The organism is Microbulbifer mangrovi (assembly GCF_002009015.1).
GTDB lineage: Bacteria > Pseudomonadota > Gammaproteobacteria > Pseudomonadales > Cellvibrionaceae > Microbulbifer > Microbulbifer mangrovi.
In genome coordinates, this window is record NZ_LZDE01000263.1 from 1 (window position 1) to 19257 (window position 19257).

The following is a 19257-nucleotide window of genomic DNA, read 5'->3' on the forward strand; positions in this document are numbered from 1 at the left end:
ACAACTGGCGTGATGATTTCCTGGCTTCAACCGATCAGTTGCGTGCTCCGGACGAGCCCGTATTCACTGAAGCCTACGGTCAGTGGGACTTGAGCGCCAGCTATGAGATCAGCGACAACATGACCGTGTTCCTCGAAGGGCTAAATGTTACCGGCGAGGATTTCCGTCAACATGGTCGCTTCAGCAACCAGTTGATCAGTGCTCAGGAATTCGGTGCGCGCTACGCACTGGGGCTGCGCGCTAACTTCTGATCCGGGTGAACCCGGGTGCCTGTAACCTTTTGTATGGGTGCCCGGGCTACGTCAATTGTCAGCGTCATTTTGATTTTCTCTTCTTTGACTATTGCGGCAATCCGGACACGGGTTGCCGCTTTTTTTTGAACAATAAAAAAGAGCGGGCTGGTTATGTCTCAGGCACTGCGATACGCATTGATCGTTTCACTGGGAGGATTCGTTTTCGGCTTCGACGCCTCGGTGATTTCCGGCGTTGTCGGCTTTACCGCGATCGAGTTCGGATTGAGTGATTTCCAGCAGGGCATGGTAGTCAGCGCGCCCACACTGGGGGCTATCCTTGCATCATTCCTTGCCGGACCCATGGCCGACAGGTTTGGACGGCGCTCGGTACTCAAGTTGATTGCCGCCCTGTATGTAATTTCCGCAATCTGTTCTGCATTGGCAACGACCTACACGCTGCTGGTGTTTGCGCGTTTTATCGGCGGGCTGGCATTTGCTTCGTTACACATTGCGCCCATGTACATCGCCGAAGTGTCCCCGGCCAACACCCGCGGACGCATGGTATCCATCAACCAGCTGAATATCATGCTGGGGTTCTCTGCCGCTTACTTTGCCAATTTCCTGATTCTCAAGTTGAGCGCTAGCGACCTCGCGTGGGCCGTGATAATGGGCGTCGATAGTCATACCTGGCGCTGGATGCTGGGCATCGAAGTTATTCCAGCCCTTATGTACCTGCTGTTGCTGTATTTTATTCCTGAAAGTCCGCGCTGGCTGTTGCTGAACGGTCGCGAGAACGAAGCGCGAAACGTGTTCTCCCGCTTGATGACTCAGGAGGCAATGAATACGCAGATTTCGTGTATCCAGGAGTCCGTGGCCCAGGGACGGCAGTCGGGGTTGCTCGCAGTCCGCAAGCTGTTCAGCCGGCCCATGCGGCTTGTTCTGGTACTGGGGCTGATTGTGGGAATTGCCCAGCAGATTACCGGCATCAACGCGGTTTATTTCTACGCGCCGGCGATTTTTGAGCAGAGCGGGATCGGCACCGATGCCGCTTTCTCCCAGGCGGTGTGGGTGGGGGTCATCAATATCCTGTTTACCCTGCTGGCGATGTATCTTATCGACCGGGTGGGGCGAAAGCCGCTGATGCTTGCCGGTCTGGCCGGCGTGGTGATCAGCATGACGATGTGTGCCGGTAGTTTCAGCCATGCAACCTACCAGCTCCCCGAGGAACAGCGTCAACAGATTTTGCAGTTGGACGGCGGACAAAAGCTGGAACCGCTAATCGGGAGTCGCTTTCAGGACGACGTTGCGTTCAAAAATGCGATCAAATCTTTGTTGAACCATAATGAATACCTGAACAACCAGAGTGCACTGCTGCAGATGTCGATCAAGGTCGATGCAAAAATGGTGCTGGTGGGGATTCTCGGCTTTGTGGCTTCCTTCGCATTCTCGTTGGGCCCGGTAATGTGGGTTCTGTTATCAGAAATCTTCCCCAACACCCTGCGCGGTGTCGCTATTTCCTGTATTGGCGTGGCCAACAGTGCGGTCAGCTATGTGGTGCAGCTCGCCTTCCCATGGGAGTTGGCGCATCTCGGTATCGTGAGTACCTTCAGTATTTACGGCGGATTTGCCGTGCTGGGTTTCATTCTGGTCGCCTGGCTGTTGCCCGAGACAAAAGGCAAAACCCTGGAGCATCTGGAGAAAGATTTCGGAGTCAAAAAAGAAGGAGCGAATTCCGCGGGCTCGGTACTCATATCGTCCAGCCGTAACCCCTTGTCGGAATCCGCCCGCTAGTTGGAGTGCACAATGAAGAAAGTTCGATGGGGAATTATTGGGGCGGGGCGTATAGCGCATTCATTCGCCAGTGATATGCAGTTTGTAGAAAACGGTGAGCTCGTCGCTGTGGCCGCACGCAATGGAGATTCAGCGGCTGAATTTGCCAGGCAGTATGCGATAAGGAAATCGTTCGCGGGCTATCAGGCATTGATGGACTGTGATGAAGTGGATGCCGTATACATTGCCACGCCGCACAACTTTCATTGCGCACAAACGATTGAAGTGCTCAACGCCGGCAAGGCCGTGCTGTGTGAGAAACCCCTGGTAGTCAGTGCGGCTGAGTGTGCAGAGCTTACGGCCCTGTCCAGGGACAAGGGTGTATATCTGATGGAGGGGATGTGGACCTGGTTTTTGCCGGCAATTCAGCGGGCGAAACAGTGGGTGGATCAGGGGCGTATCGGTAAAGTTCGTCATATCAAAGCTGACTTTGGATACCCGATACCCTACTCCAATGACCGCCGCGAATACGACAACCGCCTGGCCGGGGGCTGCCTGCTGGAAATGGGGATCTATCCCGTCGCCATTGCCCAGTACTTTTTGGGTGACGAACCCGATGAGCTTTCGGTGCGGTCACATCTGGCACCCAATGGCGTTGAGGATGATGTGGTGATCGTAGCGGATTACGGCGAGGGTGTCATAGCTACCCTGGCAACGTCATTCCGCTGCAAGCTACAGAACTGGGCGTATATTATCGGCGAAGAGGGCTATATCGCGATTCCAGATTTCTGGCGTGCGGACAGTTGCAGTCTTTATCAGCTGGATGAATGTATCGACAGCTATTCGGACGACCGTAAAGGACTGGGGTTCGAATACGAAATTTCCGCAGCCAGTGAAGATATCCTGGCCGGCAAGATACAGTCTGATCTGGTGACACCGGAAATATCCATGGCGTTTCAGCGAGTGATGGAACAAGTAAAAAGCCAGTTTTCTTGAGCATAACCGGTATGAGTCATAGGCCTCGATTATACCGGGTAAGTTGCCCCATCTAAAATAAGAATAGCGAGTGGCGATGCATGAAGACTTTGTTGGGAGCGCTTGGCCAGCCCATCTTCAATGGTTATGATGTATTGATTCTGACTATCTTTATCGAGTCAGTAATATTTTCCGCTTTCTATTTCTTCCACAGTCAGGTACTTATCCAGTTTTACGCCAGGTCGGCAGATGAATCAAAGAGCAAGCTGCGCCGGCGTCGCTACAGTGCGGTGGTTCTATCCGACTTTATGCTGCTGGTGGGAGTATCGGAGCTCGTTTTTCTGCTGACCTACAACGCAACCCTGTCTGGCTGGGTGGCGAATAATATAGGCATTTGGTCTTTCAGCCTGATTGCCCTGGTGTTTTTCTTTCCGGGTGCGCTGTTGTTTCGCTATGTGACATCGCTTATCTATCGGAGAAATCTGAGTCGTTACTTTTTCCTTATTCCCGTTGCCCTTTTTTTTATGGCGCTTATGGTGGATTTTCTGGGGCTGTTTGACGGGCGATTGCAGGAGATGTTCTGGCGGCCTTACGTACTCGTTGCCACCGTCGCCTTCGCGCTCAACGCCGTGCTGGCAGTGCTCACTCTTTGGCATCTTCGCCGTTATCAGAAGCAGGTTCAGCACTATTTTGGCAATCTGGATGCCGTAGACGCACGCTGGTTGGTAATCGTTACCGGTGGGTTCGGACTTATCTGGACCATGGCGTTGATACCCCCGTTTATTCCCCAGGAAGACCGCTGGCTCGTACTGCAGCAGGTCATTATCCATCTTCCCAGTGTTCTCGAGGTTATCTTGCTGACCGTAGCGATACTGTTCGGGCTCTCCCAGGGGGTGCGGATTGTTAACGTGTTTCCGGATAGAAAAACTACAGATATCCCGGAGGTTCCGCGCGAGCCGGAATTCGATAGCGCGCTGCTCACAAAGCTCGAGCACCTGATGGTGGAGGAGAACTGGTACCGACGTGCGGATATAACCGTCGACCAGTTTGCGGAGGCTGCAGGGGTGTCGGTAAAACTGGTATCCCATGCAATCAACCGGCATTTTGAGAAGAATTTCTACGAATTCGTGAACCACTATCGTATCGAAGAGATCAAGTCTCGTTTGAAGCATGAGAATCCCAGCCGGGTTCCCATTCAGAAAATTTACGAGGATGCGGGTTTTCGCAGCAAATCTTCTTTCAACACACTGTTCAGAAAGTGGGTGGGAATGACACCGAGCCAATATCGGAAAAAGTTTGGTGTGACCTCGGTGCGCCCACTTTCTACCTCGCTGTGAATCTCGGATTTTAAGTGGGAAAAAGCTTTTTCAGGTTCGAATAGACGATATGCACCAAAAATATTTATTCGAACCTGGATTGCCGCCTATTCGAACACTGCGATCAGCAACATTTGAAAGGATTGGGAGGCCGCATGTAGCCTTGATCTGCGGGTTTTCTTCTCGCTTGCCGGTAATGCGAACGCACTAAAATAATCTTCGCGCACCAAAATAAATCGAACCTTAAAATAACGATCCCAATTCCGGTTGCAATGGACTTTCCGTGTGTTTTTCTTGGCTCCGGATTTGCTCGCGCGGCAGGTTATCGGATGTCTGTGAACCTACGATGACGGAAGTATTCTTCAGCGACAGGGAGTCGAGAGTGCGCAACAAATCCTGAATGAGAGAAGCACGTGAGCGCGTGCCCTAATACCAATAGCGATAAATTCAGGGTGAACCATGAATCGAACCTCTCAATGGTCTCAATGGCGCAATCGCCGGGGGCGTTACACCGTCTCCTTCCCATCTGCGCCCGCAAGCCAATCTTTTAATGGCAAAAGGTCCCGGCTGAAACTGGCCGTTGCGGCCGCCAGTCTCGTTTCGGCCACGGCCATGCCCGCATTCTCCGCTTCCGTATGTACCCAGGATGGCAACCTGGTGTTTCAGGATGATGCTATTACCGCAAATGGCGGTGTCTGGGTCGGCGGCTACAATGACGGCAGCTGGATGTGGACTTCAGAACTGACCTGCGCTGCGGGTGAGTGTGCCAGTAATATCGTCTATAGCGGTGGTGACGTAGAGTTTCGCCTGGAAGGCCCGGGGGTTGAGGGGTACTACTCGCCTTATCCCCAGAGCAGCATGCATGCCGCTGTTGTTCCTGCAGCCTGTGATGGCTCGCCTGCACCCTCGCCGACTCCCACGCCGACACCCACCCCAACACCGAGCCCCACACCGACACCAAGCGGCAGCCTTGTGGAAGCCGAATCTGCGGCGCTGATGGGAGATGCGGAGATCTACAATGATGGCACAGCATCGGGCGGCCAGGGTGTGGCCTATATCTATACCGATGGTTCTGGCTTCCGTATCGACAACACGCCGGAGGCAGGCGGTATCCGCGTGCACTACGCTTCTGAAAATGCCGGCAAGCTCAGCGTGCGAGTAAACGGTAGCGATGCCGGCGATCTGGTGTTTACCACTACCGGTGCCTGGGGTGGCAATTATGCGACCGCGAGCTTGAATGTGGCTCTCGCTGCGGGCGATGCGCTGGAAATCCTGTTCGAAGACGGCGACTCGGCGATGAACATCGACTACATCGAGTTCACCGATACGGGTGAACCGAGCCCGGAGCCCACGCCTGAGCCGACCCCGGAACCCACGCCAGAACCCACCCCGGAACCGACCCCCGAGCCCACGCCGGAGCCTACTCCCGAACCCACGCCCGAACCGACTCCGGAGCCAACTCCGACGCCGAGCTGCGAAGGGCCGAGCGCAGACGCGGGTGCGCAATTTGGTGATGGCTTTGAAGCGGGCCTGACGACGAGCGGCATCGCCTATCACTCCGAAAAAGCCGGTGTCAGTCGCGGCTTTGCCATCTGGGGTCTGCAGGGCAGTGCACCGAATCAGGCCGGTAACCAGGTGCTGCACACTACCGCCGATGGCAACAGCTATTACCGCTACGAAACCGATCTGGGTGCTATCGACCCGGAAACTACCTACACCCTGGAAATGCGCCTGGAAGGCGGCGAATTCGGCGGTGGCCAGTGTATTTCCCAGATTACCGTCAAGCCCGGTGAGGGTGTTACCGATGCGGTCTGTTACGACGCCGGCAGTGGCGGCGATGAACCGGTAACGCCACCGGCACCCGAGCCGACGGTAGGTATGGTAGTGACCGATGGCGACGCAGGCCTTGCGCGACTTGTTGGCGGTGAGGCAACCGGGCGCGAGGGCTATGCCCTGTACACCTTCCTCAATGACAGTGACAACGTCAGCAACTGTGTCGACGGCTGTGAAACCAGCTGGCCAAAAGTGATTGTTGCCGACCCGGAGGACCTGGTTGGTGCTGGTGGTGTGACCGGTAGTTTCGGCACCATCGAGCGCTCCTATACCGAGGAAGACGAGTGCGGTAACACCGTGCAGGTGACCGATTACCAGGTCACCTACAACGGACAGCCGCTGTACTTCTATGCCGGAGACAACAGCCCCGGTGACACCAACGGTACCCAGTTCAGCACCTGGGAACTTGCCGATGCGCAGTTGATTCCCCAGCTGCCGCTGGTGAAACACCCTGCCCCCGCTTTGAAAACCGCGGTCAACGGCCTGCAGCCGCGGGTCATGGGTATGGCGATCGATATCGAGGGGCGCAACCTGACCTGGCGACCCGGCCACACGCCGGATCTTAGCGGTGGTCTGATTGCGCAGTTCTCGCCCTGGGGTGGTGATGGCTATCCGCGCTCCGCCAAGGACCCTAACCTGCAGTTGTGGTGTTCCAACAACCAGATCCAGTTCCATAAGGCAGATATACCCGGAACCCTGGCTGGTCCCTACAGTACGGAAATTCCCGGGGCCTGTTACGGCAAGTTCTACTATTTTTTACGCTACCGCATTTACGGCACGGTGAATGCCGAGCCGGAAGACAACTGGGTCTATACCGCGCTGTTTGAGTACGACGAGAACGACCCGGATGATCGTATCGATCCCCGCGACCGCCCGACCAGGACTTACACCAGTGCCAACTGGCAGCGCCATGGTCACCCGCATTCACGGGACCGCCCGGAAGAGTTTGTGTCCGTCGATGCTACGCCCTACAACAACTCGCTGACCTCGGGTCTCGAGCGCTACACCACCACCTTTGTGGACGGTGAAGGGGAATTTGCGATCCAGCCCCACGCGAGCACCGGGCCGCTGCGCATCGAGGCGTTCGAGTGGGGTGCCGGTAACTGTCAGGGGCCGCAGTACATCGTCAACAGCTATCCGCTGCCGGCGAACAGTTTCGACTACGGCCAGATCATCAGCTGGGAAGCCACTTTCCCCACTGCCCAGAACAATTTCCCGGGCGGCACCTCGATCAGTTCCCAGGTGTACAACACCATGCAGAACACCACGCTGGGGCAGGGCTTCACCACCGCTACCGGTGACCCGCGCTTGAACCTGGCCGGTCCTGCGGGTGTGCGGATGGTGCACTCCAATGGTTGTAACCCGGTGGAAGGCGAAGAGCGTAACGCGCGTTTTACCCAGCAGCTGACCACGGTACAGACCGCCGAGGATGTGGATGACTTTATCTGGGGCCATCACGCGTTTCACGGGGTGCCACAGGTAACCGGCGGCAAGCCGAACGCGTCCGGATTCGCCGGCAGTACAGCGATCAAGGATGTGAACGGCATCGTCATCAAGGATGCGGGTGAGGGCTCCTGTGGCGACTGTCACTTCCGCGACGGTCGCTCGGATTTCGTGGTGCAGACTGCGAAAGGCCCACTGCTGGCACCGCCTACCTTCGGTGTCGGTTTGCTGGAGTGGATTGCCGGTGCCGAGACCGGGCTGACCTGGGATGGCTCCGTCGCCACCGTGCGCGAACAGGCGGAGAACGCGCTATTGGCCGACCTGGGCCTGACCCCGTCGGATATCGGTGCGAAGACCTTTGACCAGGTGGTGAAGTACACAGAGACCCTGCACGTACCGGTGCGCGATTACGATACCTATGTGGATCCGCAGGTGGCAGACGGTGAGGTTGCTTTCCATGAAGCGGGTTGTGCCGGCTGTCACCAGCCGACCCAGAAAACCCGCAGCGATGCACCGGAGTGGGCTCGGAACCTTTCAATTCGCCCCTACACCGACATGAAGCTGTGGGATGTGGGCACCGGTGGCGATTTCCGCACTCCGGCACTGTGGGCTATCGGCCAGAACATCGAGCTGCTGGAGCGCAATGGCAAGAACACACTGTTCATGCACGACGGTCGCGCCACCTCTCTTGAGGATGCGATTGACGCGCACGGCAATGGCTCGGTGCCGGCGCTCACCGCTGAAGAGAAAGCGAACATAGTGCGCTTCCTGCGCTCTCTGTAAGCGAACTATTTCTGTTCCCCCCAAACGTAGTGGCCCCGGATGTTTGTAGTCGGGGCCTCTATTCCAAAGTCCGATAAAAACCTAAGAAAAGGCAAAGCGAAGATGAAGCGATTAAAGCAGCGCAAAATGCTGGCGACGGCGATCGCCTGTACATTGGTCGGGTGTGGTTCCGGTCTGGCGTCCCAGGGCGTTGAAGCCGCATCCGTGTGTACCGAAAACGGCAACCTGGTATTCAACGATTCCAATATTACCGCCGGCGGCACCGTATGGATTGCCGGGTACAACGACGGCCAGTGGATATGGAACTCGGACTCCAGCTGTGTACCAGGGCAGTGCGTGAGCACTATCAGTTACAGCGGTGGCGAAGTGGAGTTCCGTCTCGAGGGCCCCGGGGTAGACGGTTACTATTCGCCGGCAGAGTACGGAGAAATGCATCCGGCGACGACACCGGACTCGTGTACCGGTGCACCGGCGCCCACACCGACTCCCACGCCAAGCCCGACACCCACACCTACCCCAACACCGTCTCCGACACCCAGCCCGAGTCCATCGCCCACACCGTCGATCACCAAACTGGAGGCGGAAAGTGGCAGCCTGTCCGGCGTGGCGGAAATTTACAATGACGGCGCTGCATCCGGTGGTGCCGGCGTTGCCTACATCTATGAAAGCGGTGCGGGTTTCAGCCTGAGCAATGTGCCAGCTTCCAATGCGCTGACCGTTTACTTTGCCTCCCAGAACAGCGGTCGTGTATCGCTGAAAATCAATGGCAGTGATGCGGGTGATATACCGTTCAGTGCTACCGGCGGTTGGACCGGCAACTATGCATCGGTTACACATCAGGTCGAAATTCCAGAGGGTGCGACCGTTGCACTGGTATTTGAAAATGGCGACGCAGCGATGAACGTCGACTATATCGAGTTCAGCAGTAGCAGCTCCTCGCCGGAACCGACGCCCACGCCAACCCCGACGCCGACACCAACGCCTACACCGACTCCCAGCGCGGGCAAACCGGTGATCCCGGCGGACGGTCAGCGCTACTTTATCGTCGGCCAGGACAAGGCGTCTATCGAGGGTTACATGGCGCAATCCGACCTGCCTTCCCCGAGCGGTTTCACCATGTACACCACCCTGTCTCGCGGTGAGTCCAACTACGATGGCAGCTACTGCTTCAAGGGGCTGGACGGATTGAAGAGCGTGGGCAACTACTATTCCAACTCCGCCAGCGGCTGCTTTGATAATGGCTATCGCCAGAATCACTGGGGCTCCGGTGAGATGAATATCGAGTGGTTGATCAATGCTTACAGCCCGGAAGTGGTTTCCATCGGTCTGTGGTGCCCGAGTAACGACCGTATGCCCTCCCTCTATAATGGCGGTGCCTACGACGATCTGCTCACAGAGCTGGCGGATTTCTTTAATGCCCACGGCGATACCCGATTCCTGCTGCGCACCTGTTACGAGTTCAACGGCGATGCGGGCGGCTGGTCCGATGTGAATTTCCGTGAGACGTTTAAATATGTGCGTACTTTCCTGGATGGCCACGGTGTAGGAAACGTCGCTCATGTCTGGCAATCCGACTCCTTCCATGGCACCGGTCGAACGACTGCAACCCTGGGCAATACCGAGCAGGGCTACTGGCCCGGAAAACAGTATGTGGACTGGGTGGGTTCCTCACAGTTTGATTCGGATGTCGGGGAAGAAGCGGCGATAGCGGAAGCCGAAGGCTTACCGCATTTTATCGCCGAAGCCACGCCACACGGAGCGTTGTTCCACCAGTACGATTTCAAACTGCCGTTCAACGGCACCGGTAGCAGCCCCGACGGCAGTGTGACCCTGCACAACGACCTGCAGTGGTTCAATAACAAGCTGGCTGAAGTCGAACGCACGTCTACCAAAGCCTGGCACTACATCAACGCCGATTGGAGCAGTCAGCCGCAGTGGGCGAATGCACAGGATCAGGCCGGACAGAACTACTTCAAGTACTCTGATACACGTGTGCAGATTGACGCGAATATCAAAGCGCACTTCAAGTCACTGGTGACCGGGCAAAACGGATTTATCCTGGGAGACTGATTGAGGCTGAAACGCCGGCGTCTTGCCTGCCTGTGGGTGGGCGCCGGCGTTGTGTATTGACAGTAGAGCAAGCGAAAAGAAAGAATTAGTTGTGCTGCAGAGCAGAGAGCCGTACAAAAATTAACGCAAAACCCAGAAAAACAATAAAAGAGGTTTAGCCAGATGATTACCGAATTTGATACCAGCTGGCGTAACTGGATCGAGACCAACGTGGGCCGTGGCTGCAATCCGGGTGAGTTATACCGGATACTGGTGGCGAATAATTTCTGTCCCGACCTCACCGCCCGCACCCTCAACTATTGGCCGGTTAACCCTTCTCAGGCATCCCGCACCGTCCCCCGCAGTGATGATTTTTTGCCGACCATGGGCGAAGCCCTGGCTGCCGGGGTAATACCGCGTGGAGCCCGCCAGATCGATACCGATGGACGTCTGCAACTGTATTTCCTGGAAAACTTCCTGTCTGTGGATGAGTGTGCCGGGATCATCAACCTGGTGCGTCCCAAGTTGCGACCTTCCACTACCACCAACGAACAGGACCGATACCGCGGATACCGCACCAGCAGCACATGCGATCTCGGTTTGATCAGCGATCCCGCAATTGCCGAGCTGGATACCCGGATCTGCCGAACCCTGGGAATCAACCCGGCATATTCAGAATCCATCCAGGCCCAGTGGTACAGGCAGGGACAGCAGTTCAAGCCGCATACGGACTACTTTGAGCCGGGCAGCGGCGAGTATCGTCGCTATGCAGCGCTGCGCGGACAGCGCACTTGGACGTTTATGATTTATCTGAATGCGGGCTGTGACGGCGGTGAGACCCGCTTTACCCGTTTGGATAAAGGGTTTGCACCGCAAGCCGGCAGCGCGGTGATCTGGAATAGCCTGAAGCAGGATGGGCGGCCAAATCCGGATAGCTTACATTGTGGGATGCCGGTCACCCGCGGGGAAAAGGTGATTATCACCAAGTGGTTTCGCGCGCGGGGAGAAGGAGAGCAGCTTGTCCGTGAGCGCGACCCGAAAATCACCTGAGTCGCGGACAAGCTGTGGAGCGTCAAACTGCGAGTAAGCGATCCTCGATAACTTCGCTGGTGGAAAACTGATAGCGCATATTCCGATATACACAGATATCCGTAATGTCTTCCGGTGTCCCCATGGACGCACAGCGGTAATTTGTGGATACCCGGTACTTGCCGCTCACTGGTAGCACCCTGTGCCAGGTGTGGCCGTGGAGGAGAACCAGGGTACCTTTGCTGGGTTTTAACACCACCTGGTCGGAGAAATCTTCATCCACCGGACCCACCGAGATGGTGCCGCGCTTGTGGGACGCGGGAACCACCAGCGTCTGTCCGCCGATTTCGTCGGTAATATCGGCGGTATAAATCAGTCGATTGACATTGAACAGGTTGGGATTGTCGGTGCGGCAGTCCTGGTGCCACGCCTGGCCCTTGGTACCCTGGCGGGAGAACATCACCATGCTGTACTGGGAGTACCAGCCTGTACCGAGAATTTCTTCGGTGAGAGCCTGCAGGCGTGCATCCTGTTCTGCGATATCGAATGCTGCACAGCCCTCGCGCTGGGGGAACCAGGGGATAACCTGGGTTGCGGACTTCTCCAGAAACTCGTCGTTGTGGACAAACTCGGGGTTTTCACCGAAGTGGTCGAGAATCAGCCCCTGGTATTGATCCATCAGCGCCGCGGGAAAGAAATCCTCCAGCACCAGATAGCCCTGATCCCAGAATTGCTTTGCCAATAGTTGGGTGTCCATTGTTCGATAACCTCGCTCGTACGAAACTCTATTTGCTTCTGCTTATTGTTAAGGGTTCGAGTGATCCCGGAGCATCACTGGACTGCGTCCGCTTGTGCCAGATCTTGATTCGGCTGCGCAGTTTTACTTTCGTTACCCAGCGGCTGGTATTTGAAGTGGGCGAAGTCCGCATGGATTCCACCTTCACTTACATCGCAGGCGAAGATGCCCACCATGCTGCCAGTGAACTTGAAGATCAGATTCCCGTACTCGTCGGAGAGTGGTGTGCTGTTCAGACGCGGGCCGATATTGGCCCAGTGACGGCCATCGGCTGAATAGCTGAATTGATACCACTGGGTGTCCAGGGTAACGCGAAGGTAGAGCGGCGCATCACTTTCGATACGCGCCGTATCGCCCGCTTGGCCGCTGCCCCCGGGTTCGCGGTATTCGCCGGCGACTGAAGCGCACACCTGTACGGTTTTATCGCCATTGTCATCGCGGCTGATTTTCAGAAAGTAATAGTTACTGTTGTCGTAATACACCACCAGACCGGCCATGTGCATGGGCGACTCCGGGTGGAAGTCCATCAGTATTTCCGCGCGCATCTTGTGGTGCTCGATACGTCGCGCCAGCAGGCTCTGATCAAACCGGGAAGACAGATAGTGGCGACCCTTCATTCTCAGGCTGCCGGGCTTCGCATTCAGTGTGCACCAGGTTTCCTCTGCGGGCTCACGCAACGTCTGCCACTGGGGCGAGAGTGTATCGCCGGTAAAATCATCGCCGGCCGATTGCTCGGGCCAGGGATGGGGGGCGAGGTCCGGTGCCGCCACACGAAATTCCGGTGCGTTGCCGCCATTGGCAAGCCACGGCCAGCCGTCTCGCCAGAGGATTTTCTGAATGCCGGTTTCCCGCCCGAGAATGGAAAAGCCGGTCGCGTACCTGGGGCCGTAGGAATACGCTTCGGGGTCGTACACAGGGCGCCCACACAGATGAGTGAGATACCACTCGCCGCTTGGCGTATCGACGAAAAACCCGTGGCCCGCGCGTTGTAAGGGATTTTCTTCCTGGAAGCGGGAGCTGAGTACATATTTCTGGGGGTGGAGTTCATAAGGGCCAGTAAGACTTCTGGAACGACAAACAGTAACCGCATGGTTCCACTCGGTTCCGCCTTCGGCAGTGACCAGGTAATAGAAACCGTCCTTTTTCAGAATCTGCGGCCCTTCGGTACAACCGAGTTCGGTGCCGGAAAAAATGCCAATGCGCTCACCGGCAAGCCTCCCTTTTTCCGTATCAAATTCCTGCACGGTGATACTGCCGAAATTGTTGTATCCGGCGCGCCCATCCCAGGTCATGTTTACCACCCACTTGCGGCCGTCGTCATCGTGAAACAGGGCTGGATCAAATCCTGAACCACCAATGGGGGTAGGGTCACTCCAGGGGCCGGCAATATCTTCAGCGGTCACCACATAGCAGGGTGTACTCATCCAGGCACCACCTCGGCTGTTATGGGTGCAGGAAAAGGTTATCCAGAACTTACCGTCGGCATGACTCAGCGCCGGCGCCCATACCCCATCGGAATTATTGAAACCGCGCATGTCGATCTGGTCGCGTCGGGTAAGCACGTGGCCCACAAGACGCCAGTTCACCAGGTCCCTGGAATGGTGGATGCGGATCCCCGGAAACCATTCAAAGGTAGAGGTCGCGATATAGAAATCTTCGCCCACGCGGATGACGCTCGGATCGGGATTGAAACCCGGAAGAATGGGGTTCTGAATAAATTGCGTCACCGCTTACTCCGTAGACTTTATCGTTCTTTGCAGTATGATATTGATATGAACTGCTTATATATGTAAGCAAATTACCAATAAATATAAAAATATTGCTCTTTTGCAAATTGAAGAGCATTTAGCGCGATTGAGAGCGAGGAAAACTGAGATGAACAGTGCCCTCTTGTACGAAAATATCGAGCTGCCTCAGGGGCAGACGGTAAAATCCGCCTACTACCAGTTTTCACCCCAGGACCGGTGCGATATCGCGCCGCATTTTCACATGATGTTCGAGGTGATGTTGTTCGTGAAGGGGGCGGGGAAAATATTTCTGGATGGGGATGAATTTCCCATCGAAGACGGAACATTGCTCTACCTTCCTTCCCTTTCCGTGCACGAAATGGTGATGGAATTTGGCGAGCAGGAATTTTTTCTGTTGCAGTTCGAACCGCAGGTGATGGACGAGTTATCGCTCGGCTACACAGCGCAGGATATGCCCAGTGCAATCTGTCGCCTGCAGGAAAATATGTTGCAGCGGCTGACCATGATGTTGCATTGGTGTTGCGAGGTAAACAGCAATCCGGAACAGCTGCTGATTCGCAACCGGGTTTTGCAGTTGCTGCTGGTGCAGGTGGAGCAAGTTGTTATTCGCGAAGACGCAGCCGATGTTTCGCGCTCTACCGGGCTCGGGCGGCTGGAACCGGTGCTGAAATATTTCCAGGACAGCAGCAAGCTGTCGCTCACCCTGGATCAGGCAGCAGAACTCTGCGATATCTCACGCAGCCATTTCTCCCGCTTATTTCACTCCACACTGAATATCCGTTATCAGGACTTCCTGCTGAAGAGGAAGCTGCAGCACGCGGTGCAATTGCTATCTACCAGCAAACTGCGTATCGCCGATATCGCCTTTCAGTGCGAGTTCAGCGATAGCGCGCATTTTTGCAGCAAGTTCAAACGTGTGTTCGGCGTTACTCCGCAGGCGTTCAGGAAAACAACGGTGGAGAGCCTGTAGCCATGAGTGCTCCGCGTACCTCCCGTAACCAAAACCGCTTTGAATTAACCTTGCAACCCGATTCGCCGCTGCTGAAAAAAGAGTTTATTTTCGGTGTGGCGACCGCCGCTTTTCAGATCGAGGGTGCATCGGATGTCGATGGTCGTGTACCCAGTATCTGGGATACCTTTTGCAAGGAACCGGGCCGGGTGGCCAATGGTGATGACGGCAGCCGTGCCTGCGACAATTATTTCCTGTGGGAGGAAGATCTCGCCCTGGTCCAGGATCTGGGAGTGGACGCTTATCGCTTTTCCATCGCCTGGCCGCGGGTGATTACCGATACACGGGGGGCGATCAATCAGGCGGCGATCGATCATTACCGGCGTCAGCTCAACTACCTCAATGAGCGGGGTATCAAGCCCTACGTCACCCTGTACCACTGGGACTTGCCGCAATACCTGCAGGATCGCGGCGGCTGGCTGAACCGGGAAACTGCCTATGCGTTTGCGTACTACGCGGATGTGGTCAGCCGGGCGTTTGGTGATCAGGTTGTTTCCTATTCGACCTTAAACGAACCCTGGTGCAGCGCCTTTTTGGGCTACCTGCATGGAATACACGCACCGGGCGAACGCAATCGCAAGCATGCTTACCAGGCCGCGCATCACCTGCTGCTTGCCCATGGTCTCGCGCTTCCCAAGCTGCGTGCCAATGCACCGCTGGCTGAAGTGGGGATTGTTCTGAATATTTCCCCGTCGGACCCGATCGAGAACTCCCTCGCCGACCAAAACGCCTGCGCGCTGGCAGATATGGAAAATCGTGACCTTTTCCTGCAGCCATTGCTCGAAGGCACCTACCCAGAGCCGGTTCTCAATCGACACCCGGACTGCGTACCTCTGGTGCTGCCGGGGGATATGGTGCTTATCCAGGCCGGCCTGGATTTTATCGGCCTGAATTACTACACCCGCAATCAGGTGAAGGCGGCCGACGGTAGTGCCGGATATGAGGTGTCACCTTACCGTGGCACAGATGCGACCGCGATGGGATGGGAAATCTACCCCCAGGGGCTAACGCGTACGCTGCAGCATCTTGCCAGCCATCCTCGTTGCCCGCCCCTGTATGTGACAGAAAACGGCATGGCAGCGGATGACCAGATACGGAACGGTGTGGTGGATGATGCGGTGCGCGTTGCTTACCTGCAGGCACACCTGAACGCGGCGGAGGATGCGATTGCATCGGGCGTTGACCTGCGCGGTTATTTTGCCTGGAGCCTGCTGGATAACTTCGAGTGGGCGGAGGGCTACGACAAACGCTTCGGGCTTTTCCACGTGGACTATATGAGTCAGCAGAGAACACCGAAGGCAAGTGCCCAGGCGTTGAAGCAATTGATGTCTCTGCGACGTAACCGCTAGATACGACTGTTAGCCGCAGACGATGCAGATTAAATAAATATAAAGGTGAGGTGTGAGATGGGCGGAAATGTTGGGCAGCCGACAGGGCGCTTAACCCTGAAAGAAAAGTTGGGTTACGGGCTCGGCGATACCGCCAGCAATATCGTATTTCAGGTGGTCATCAATTTCATGATGATTTTCTATACGGATGTTTTCGGTATTTCCGCCGCTGCCGTAGGTACCCTGATGCTGGCGGTCAGGCTGTTCGATGCAGTGACCGACCCGGTAATGGGCGGGCTGGCGGATCGCACTCGCAGCCGCTGGGGGCGCTATCGCCCGTGGCTGTTGTTTGCGGCACTTCCCTATGGCGGCCTCGCGGTACTGGCATTTAGCACGCCGGATTTATCCGATAACGGCAAGCTGATCTATGCCTACATCACCTACGCCGCATTGATGACCGTGTACACCATTATCAATATTCCCTATTCCGCACTCGGTGGTGTTATCACCGGAGACCCCAGGGAGCGTGCTTCGGTGCAGTCATACCGCTTTGCGATGGCGATGGTGGGTGGTGCCATCGTGACCGCGCTGACCATGCCCCTGGTGCATCATTTTTCTGGCGGTGTCGACGGAGATCTGGCGCGCGGCTATCAGATAACCTTGGGGCTGCTGTCTGCAATCGCAGTGGTGTGTTTCATGGTTTGCTTCTGGACCACCCGCGAACGGGTACAGGAGGAAGCGGGAGCACAAAAGCAATCCATCGCCGCGGACCTGTTTCTGCTGCTGGCAAATCGCCAGTGGCTGATCATCGCGGGAATCACGTTTTTCCTGCTGGTGCTGGTCGCCGTACGCAGTGCAGTCACGCCTTACTACGTTAAGTATTTTCTCGACCGCGAAGAGCTGGTGAGCCAGTTCATTACCGCCGGCATGATGGCGGCAGTAGCCGGCGCCTTGCTTACCAACTTCCTCACCAAATATCTGTGCAAGGTCCGTCTGTTCCAGCTGGCCAATATTGGTGTGGTCCTGTTTCATCTGCTGCTATTCATTGTGCCCGGGGACCAATTGGTGCTCGCGTTTGCTGCTTTCATGCTGGCCAATTTCTGCCAGATGATTGTGGTTCCCCTGATGTTTTCCATGGTGCCGGATACGGTCGACTACGGTGCCCGCCAAGGCGGTAACAAGAATATGGCGATGGCGTTCTCTGCCCACTTGCTGGTGATCAAGCTGGGCCTGGCGATCGGTGGCGCCATGACCGGTTGGCTGCTGGCTTACTACGGCTACGAGGCGAACCAGGCGCAGACCGCGCAGGCGCTCACCGGGATTGTGGTACTGGTGGCATTGCTGCCGGCCGTCTGTGGCCTCGCCAACGGCGTTATCATCAGATTCTATCGGCTGAGCAGTGCCGAAATGCGCAGGCTGCATCAGCAGGCAGCGGCGGATACTGAATGCCCTGCCAGAAAAAATACGGTTGCACAAAAAAGCGATGGCAAAGGTGGCAACGAAGGGAATGCCCCCTCCGCTACCTGAAAAAGCCGTGATCAATAAAAGGACTTGCAAATGACCGCCACAGAAAAATGTGAAACTAAAAATCTGCAAAGCACCGCGTTCACCAGCGTGACCGCCATTGCTGCGGCTATTGCGTTCAGCGCCGGTATCAGCACCGGTGCCTGGGCGTGGATGTCGAAACCGCCCCAGCAGACGACCGCCATATCCAAGTTTGAACCGGTAGATGAGCGGGTACTCGTTGTAGCGGGGCAGAACCTCGCAGCAACGAAGGCCTACTATCAACTGGCGGAAAACAATCTCGTGCCCAGGCCCGCCGGATTTACCGATTATGTTTCCTATCAGGTAGGTAACCGCTATCCAAAGGTGGCTCCGGAGTACCCCAGGAAGTATCGCGGTAACGATGGCTTGCTGGAGAGCACCAACTGGGGTAGCGGCGAGCAGTGCACGGACTGTTTGTTGCACGAGCCTGAATTTGACGAGGCGGTGGTCGCTATCGGCCTGTATATCGCGGGCCCCCTTGGGGAAAAGGGCGAAGGTGGTGGTGAAGTGTGTACCGGAGAGGAGCACTGCAACACGGCGCGTATTGCTCGCGGTGAGTTTGATTACCTGCTCGATGACTTTGCGAGCTGGTTGAACGCGCTGGGTGAGCGTCCGGTATTTTTGCGTGTGGGCTACGAGTTTGATGGTCCCTGGAATGGCTACGATGCGCAGCAGTACAAGGCGGCTTTCAAGTATATCCGTCGTTATCTGGAAAAAAAGGGTGTGGATAACGTTGCCTATGTGATGCAGTCCTACGGCTACGCGAGCTACGAAACCCTGCAAGAGTTTTATCCCCAGGCAGATGGGGAAGGACCCTATGTGGACTGGATCGGTTATTCCTATTTCACCAACAGCAATGAAAAGGTGGGACTGGAAGAGCGCCGGTTTGCGCGGGAGCACGGCCTGAAAGTGTTCATTGCCGAAGTGACGCCGCACACCGGGGAATGCACGGATCAAATCGACCTGGCCGAGCAACCCGAGCGGGCAAAACAGTGGATCAGCACCTTCGACCAGCATGTGCGCGACCACCGCGATGTTGTGCGGGCTATTTCCTATATCAATGCCCGTTGGAACGACAGTGAATACTCGCCGATGTGGAGCCAGCAACTAGACCAGAACTGTCCCGGATATTTTGCCGAGTCCAATGCGCGCCTGAACGACAACCTGGATGTGGCTGCCTTCTGGGGCAAAACCATTTCCGCACCCCTCTACCTCAATGGCGAAGAGAACCTGTATCGTAAGCTACGCCGTTGAATCGTCCTGTCTTCCATTCCCAATAAATAACAGCAGATAAAAAAGGCCCGCAGTTGCGGGCCTGAAGTGAGAGTCATCTGACGTTTCGTTGACATCAATCATTCCTAAATATTGGCAGAGAACGTAGCGAGCGGGTGGTTGGTGGT

At 56.0% G+C, this 19257-nt stretch carries 13 protein-coding genes; 11 read left to right on the top strand and 2 right to left on the bottom strand.

The window, feature by feature from the left end; all coding sequences use genetic code 11:
• The 7 genes from B4U49_RS05110 to B4U49_RS05140 form a co-directional block, all read left to right on the top strand.
• A partial coding sequence (locus tag B4U49_RS05110) for a TonB-dependent receptor (protein WP_143735538.1) occupies window positions 1-251 on the top strand: 251 nt, incomplete at its 5' end.
• Between the two features lie 153 nt (window positions 252-404).
• Window positions 405-2024, top strand: coding sequence for a sugar porter family MFS transporter (locus B4U49_RS05115; protein ID WP_078083501.1), 1620 nt, complete (start codon window positions 405-407; stop codon window positions 2022-2024).
• A gap of 12 nt (window positions 2025-2036) precedes the next feature.
• Entirely contained in the window at window positions 2037-2999 is a 963-nt protein-coding gene (locus B4U49_RS05120) for a Gfo/Idh/MocA family protein (protein WP_078083502.1), read from the top strand.
• Between the two features lie 80 nt (window positions 3000-3079).
• Window positions 3080-4315 carry a helix-turn-helix domain-containing protein gene (locus tag B4U49_RS05125; RefSeq protein WP_078083503.1) on the top strand — a complete coding sequence of 412 codons (1236 nt, stop codon included), beginning with the start codon at window positions 3080-3082 and terminating at the stop codon, window positions 4313-4315.
• A gap of 591 nt (window positions 4316-4906) precedes the next feature.
• Window positions 4907-8353 (top strand): di-heme oxidoredictase family protein, encoded by a 3447-nt coding sequence (locus tag B4U49_RS19450; RefSeq protein ID WP_078083504.1) that lies wholly within the window; start codon window positions 4907-4909, stop codon window positions 8351-8353.
• 102 nt (window positions 8354-8455) lie between these two features.
• Window positions 8456-10423 (top strand): carbohydrate-binding protein, encoded by a 1968-nt coding sequence (locus tag B4U49_RS05135; RefSeq protein ID WP_143735539.1) that lies wholly within the window; start codon window positions 8456-8458, stop codon window positions 10421-10423.
• Between the two features lie 162 nt (window positions 10424-10585).
• Window positions 10586-11452, top strand: coding sequence for a prolyl hydroxylase family protein (locus B4U49_RS05140; protein ID WP_078083506.1), 867 nt, complete (start codon window positions 10586-10588; stop codon window positions 11450-11452).
• A 22-nt stretch (window positions 11453-11474) separates the two neighbouring features.
• Here the strand turns inward: B4U49_RS05140 and B4U49_RS05145 are convergent, their stop codons facing one another.
• Window positions 11475-12188 carry a phytanoyl-CoA dioxygenase family protein gene (locus tag B4U49_RS05145; protein WP_078083507.1) on the bottom strand — a complete coding sequence of 238 codons (714 nt, stop codon included), beginning with the start codon at window positions 12186-12188 and terminating at the stop codon, window positions 11475-11477.
• 74 nt (window positions 12189-12262) lie between these two features.
• Entirely contained in the window at window positions 12263-13954 is a 1692-nt protein-coding gene (locus B4U49_RS05150; protein ID WP_078083508.1) for a glycoside hydrolase family 43 protein, read from the bottom strand.
• A 148-nt stretch (window positions 13955-14102) separates the two neighbouring features.
• On the opposite strand from B4U49_RS05150, the gene B4U49_RS05155 reads away from it, so the two are divergent.
• The 4 genes from B4U49_RS05155 to B4U49_RS05170 are packed head-to-tail and all read left to right on the top strand — an operon-like array spanning window position 14103 to window position 19111.
• A complete protein-coding gene (locus tag B4U49_RS05155) occupies window positions 14103-14945 on the top strand; it encodes a helix-turn-helix transcriptional regulator (RefSeq protein WP_078083509.1) in 843 nt (280 codons plus the stop codon).
• A gap of 50 nt (window positions 14946-14995) precedes the next feature.
• A complete protein-coding gene (locus B4U49_RS05160) occupies window positions 14996-16333 on the top strand; it encodes a GH1 family beta-glucosidase (protein WP_239692475.1) in 1338 nt (445 codons plus the stop codon).
• Between the two features lie 57 nt (window positions 16334-16390).
• Window positions 16391-17839 carry a glycoside-pentoside-hexuronide (GPH):cation symporter gene (locus B4U49_RS05165; protein ID WP_078083511.1) on the top strand — a complete coding sequence of 483 codons (1449 nt, stop codon included), beginning with the start codon at window positions 16391-16393 and terminating at the stop codon, window positions 17837-17839.
• Window positions 17840-17869: 30 nt separating this feature from the next.
• Window positions 17870-19111, top strand: coding sequence for a glycoside hydrolase family 26 protein (locus B4U49_RS05170; protein ID WP_078083512.1), 1242 nt, complete (start codon window positions 17870-17872; stop codon window positions 19109-19111).
• Window positions 19112-19257: the final 146 nt, after the last annotated feature.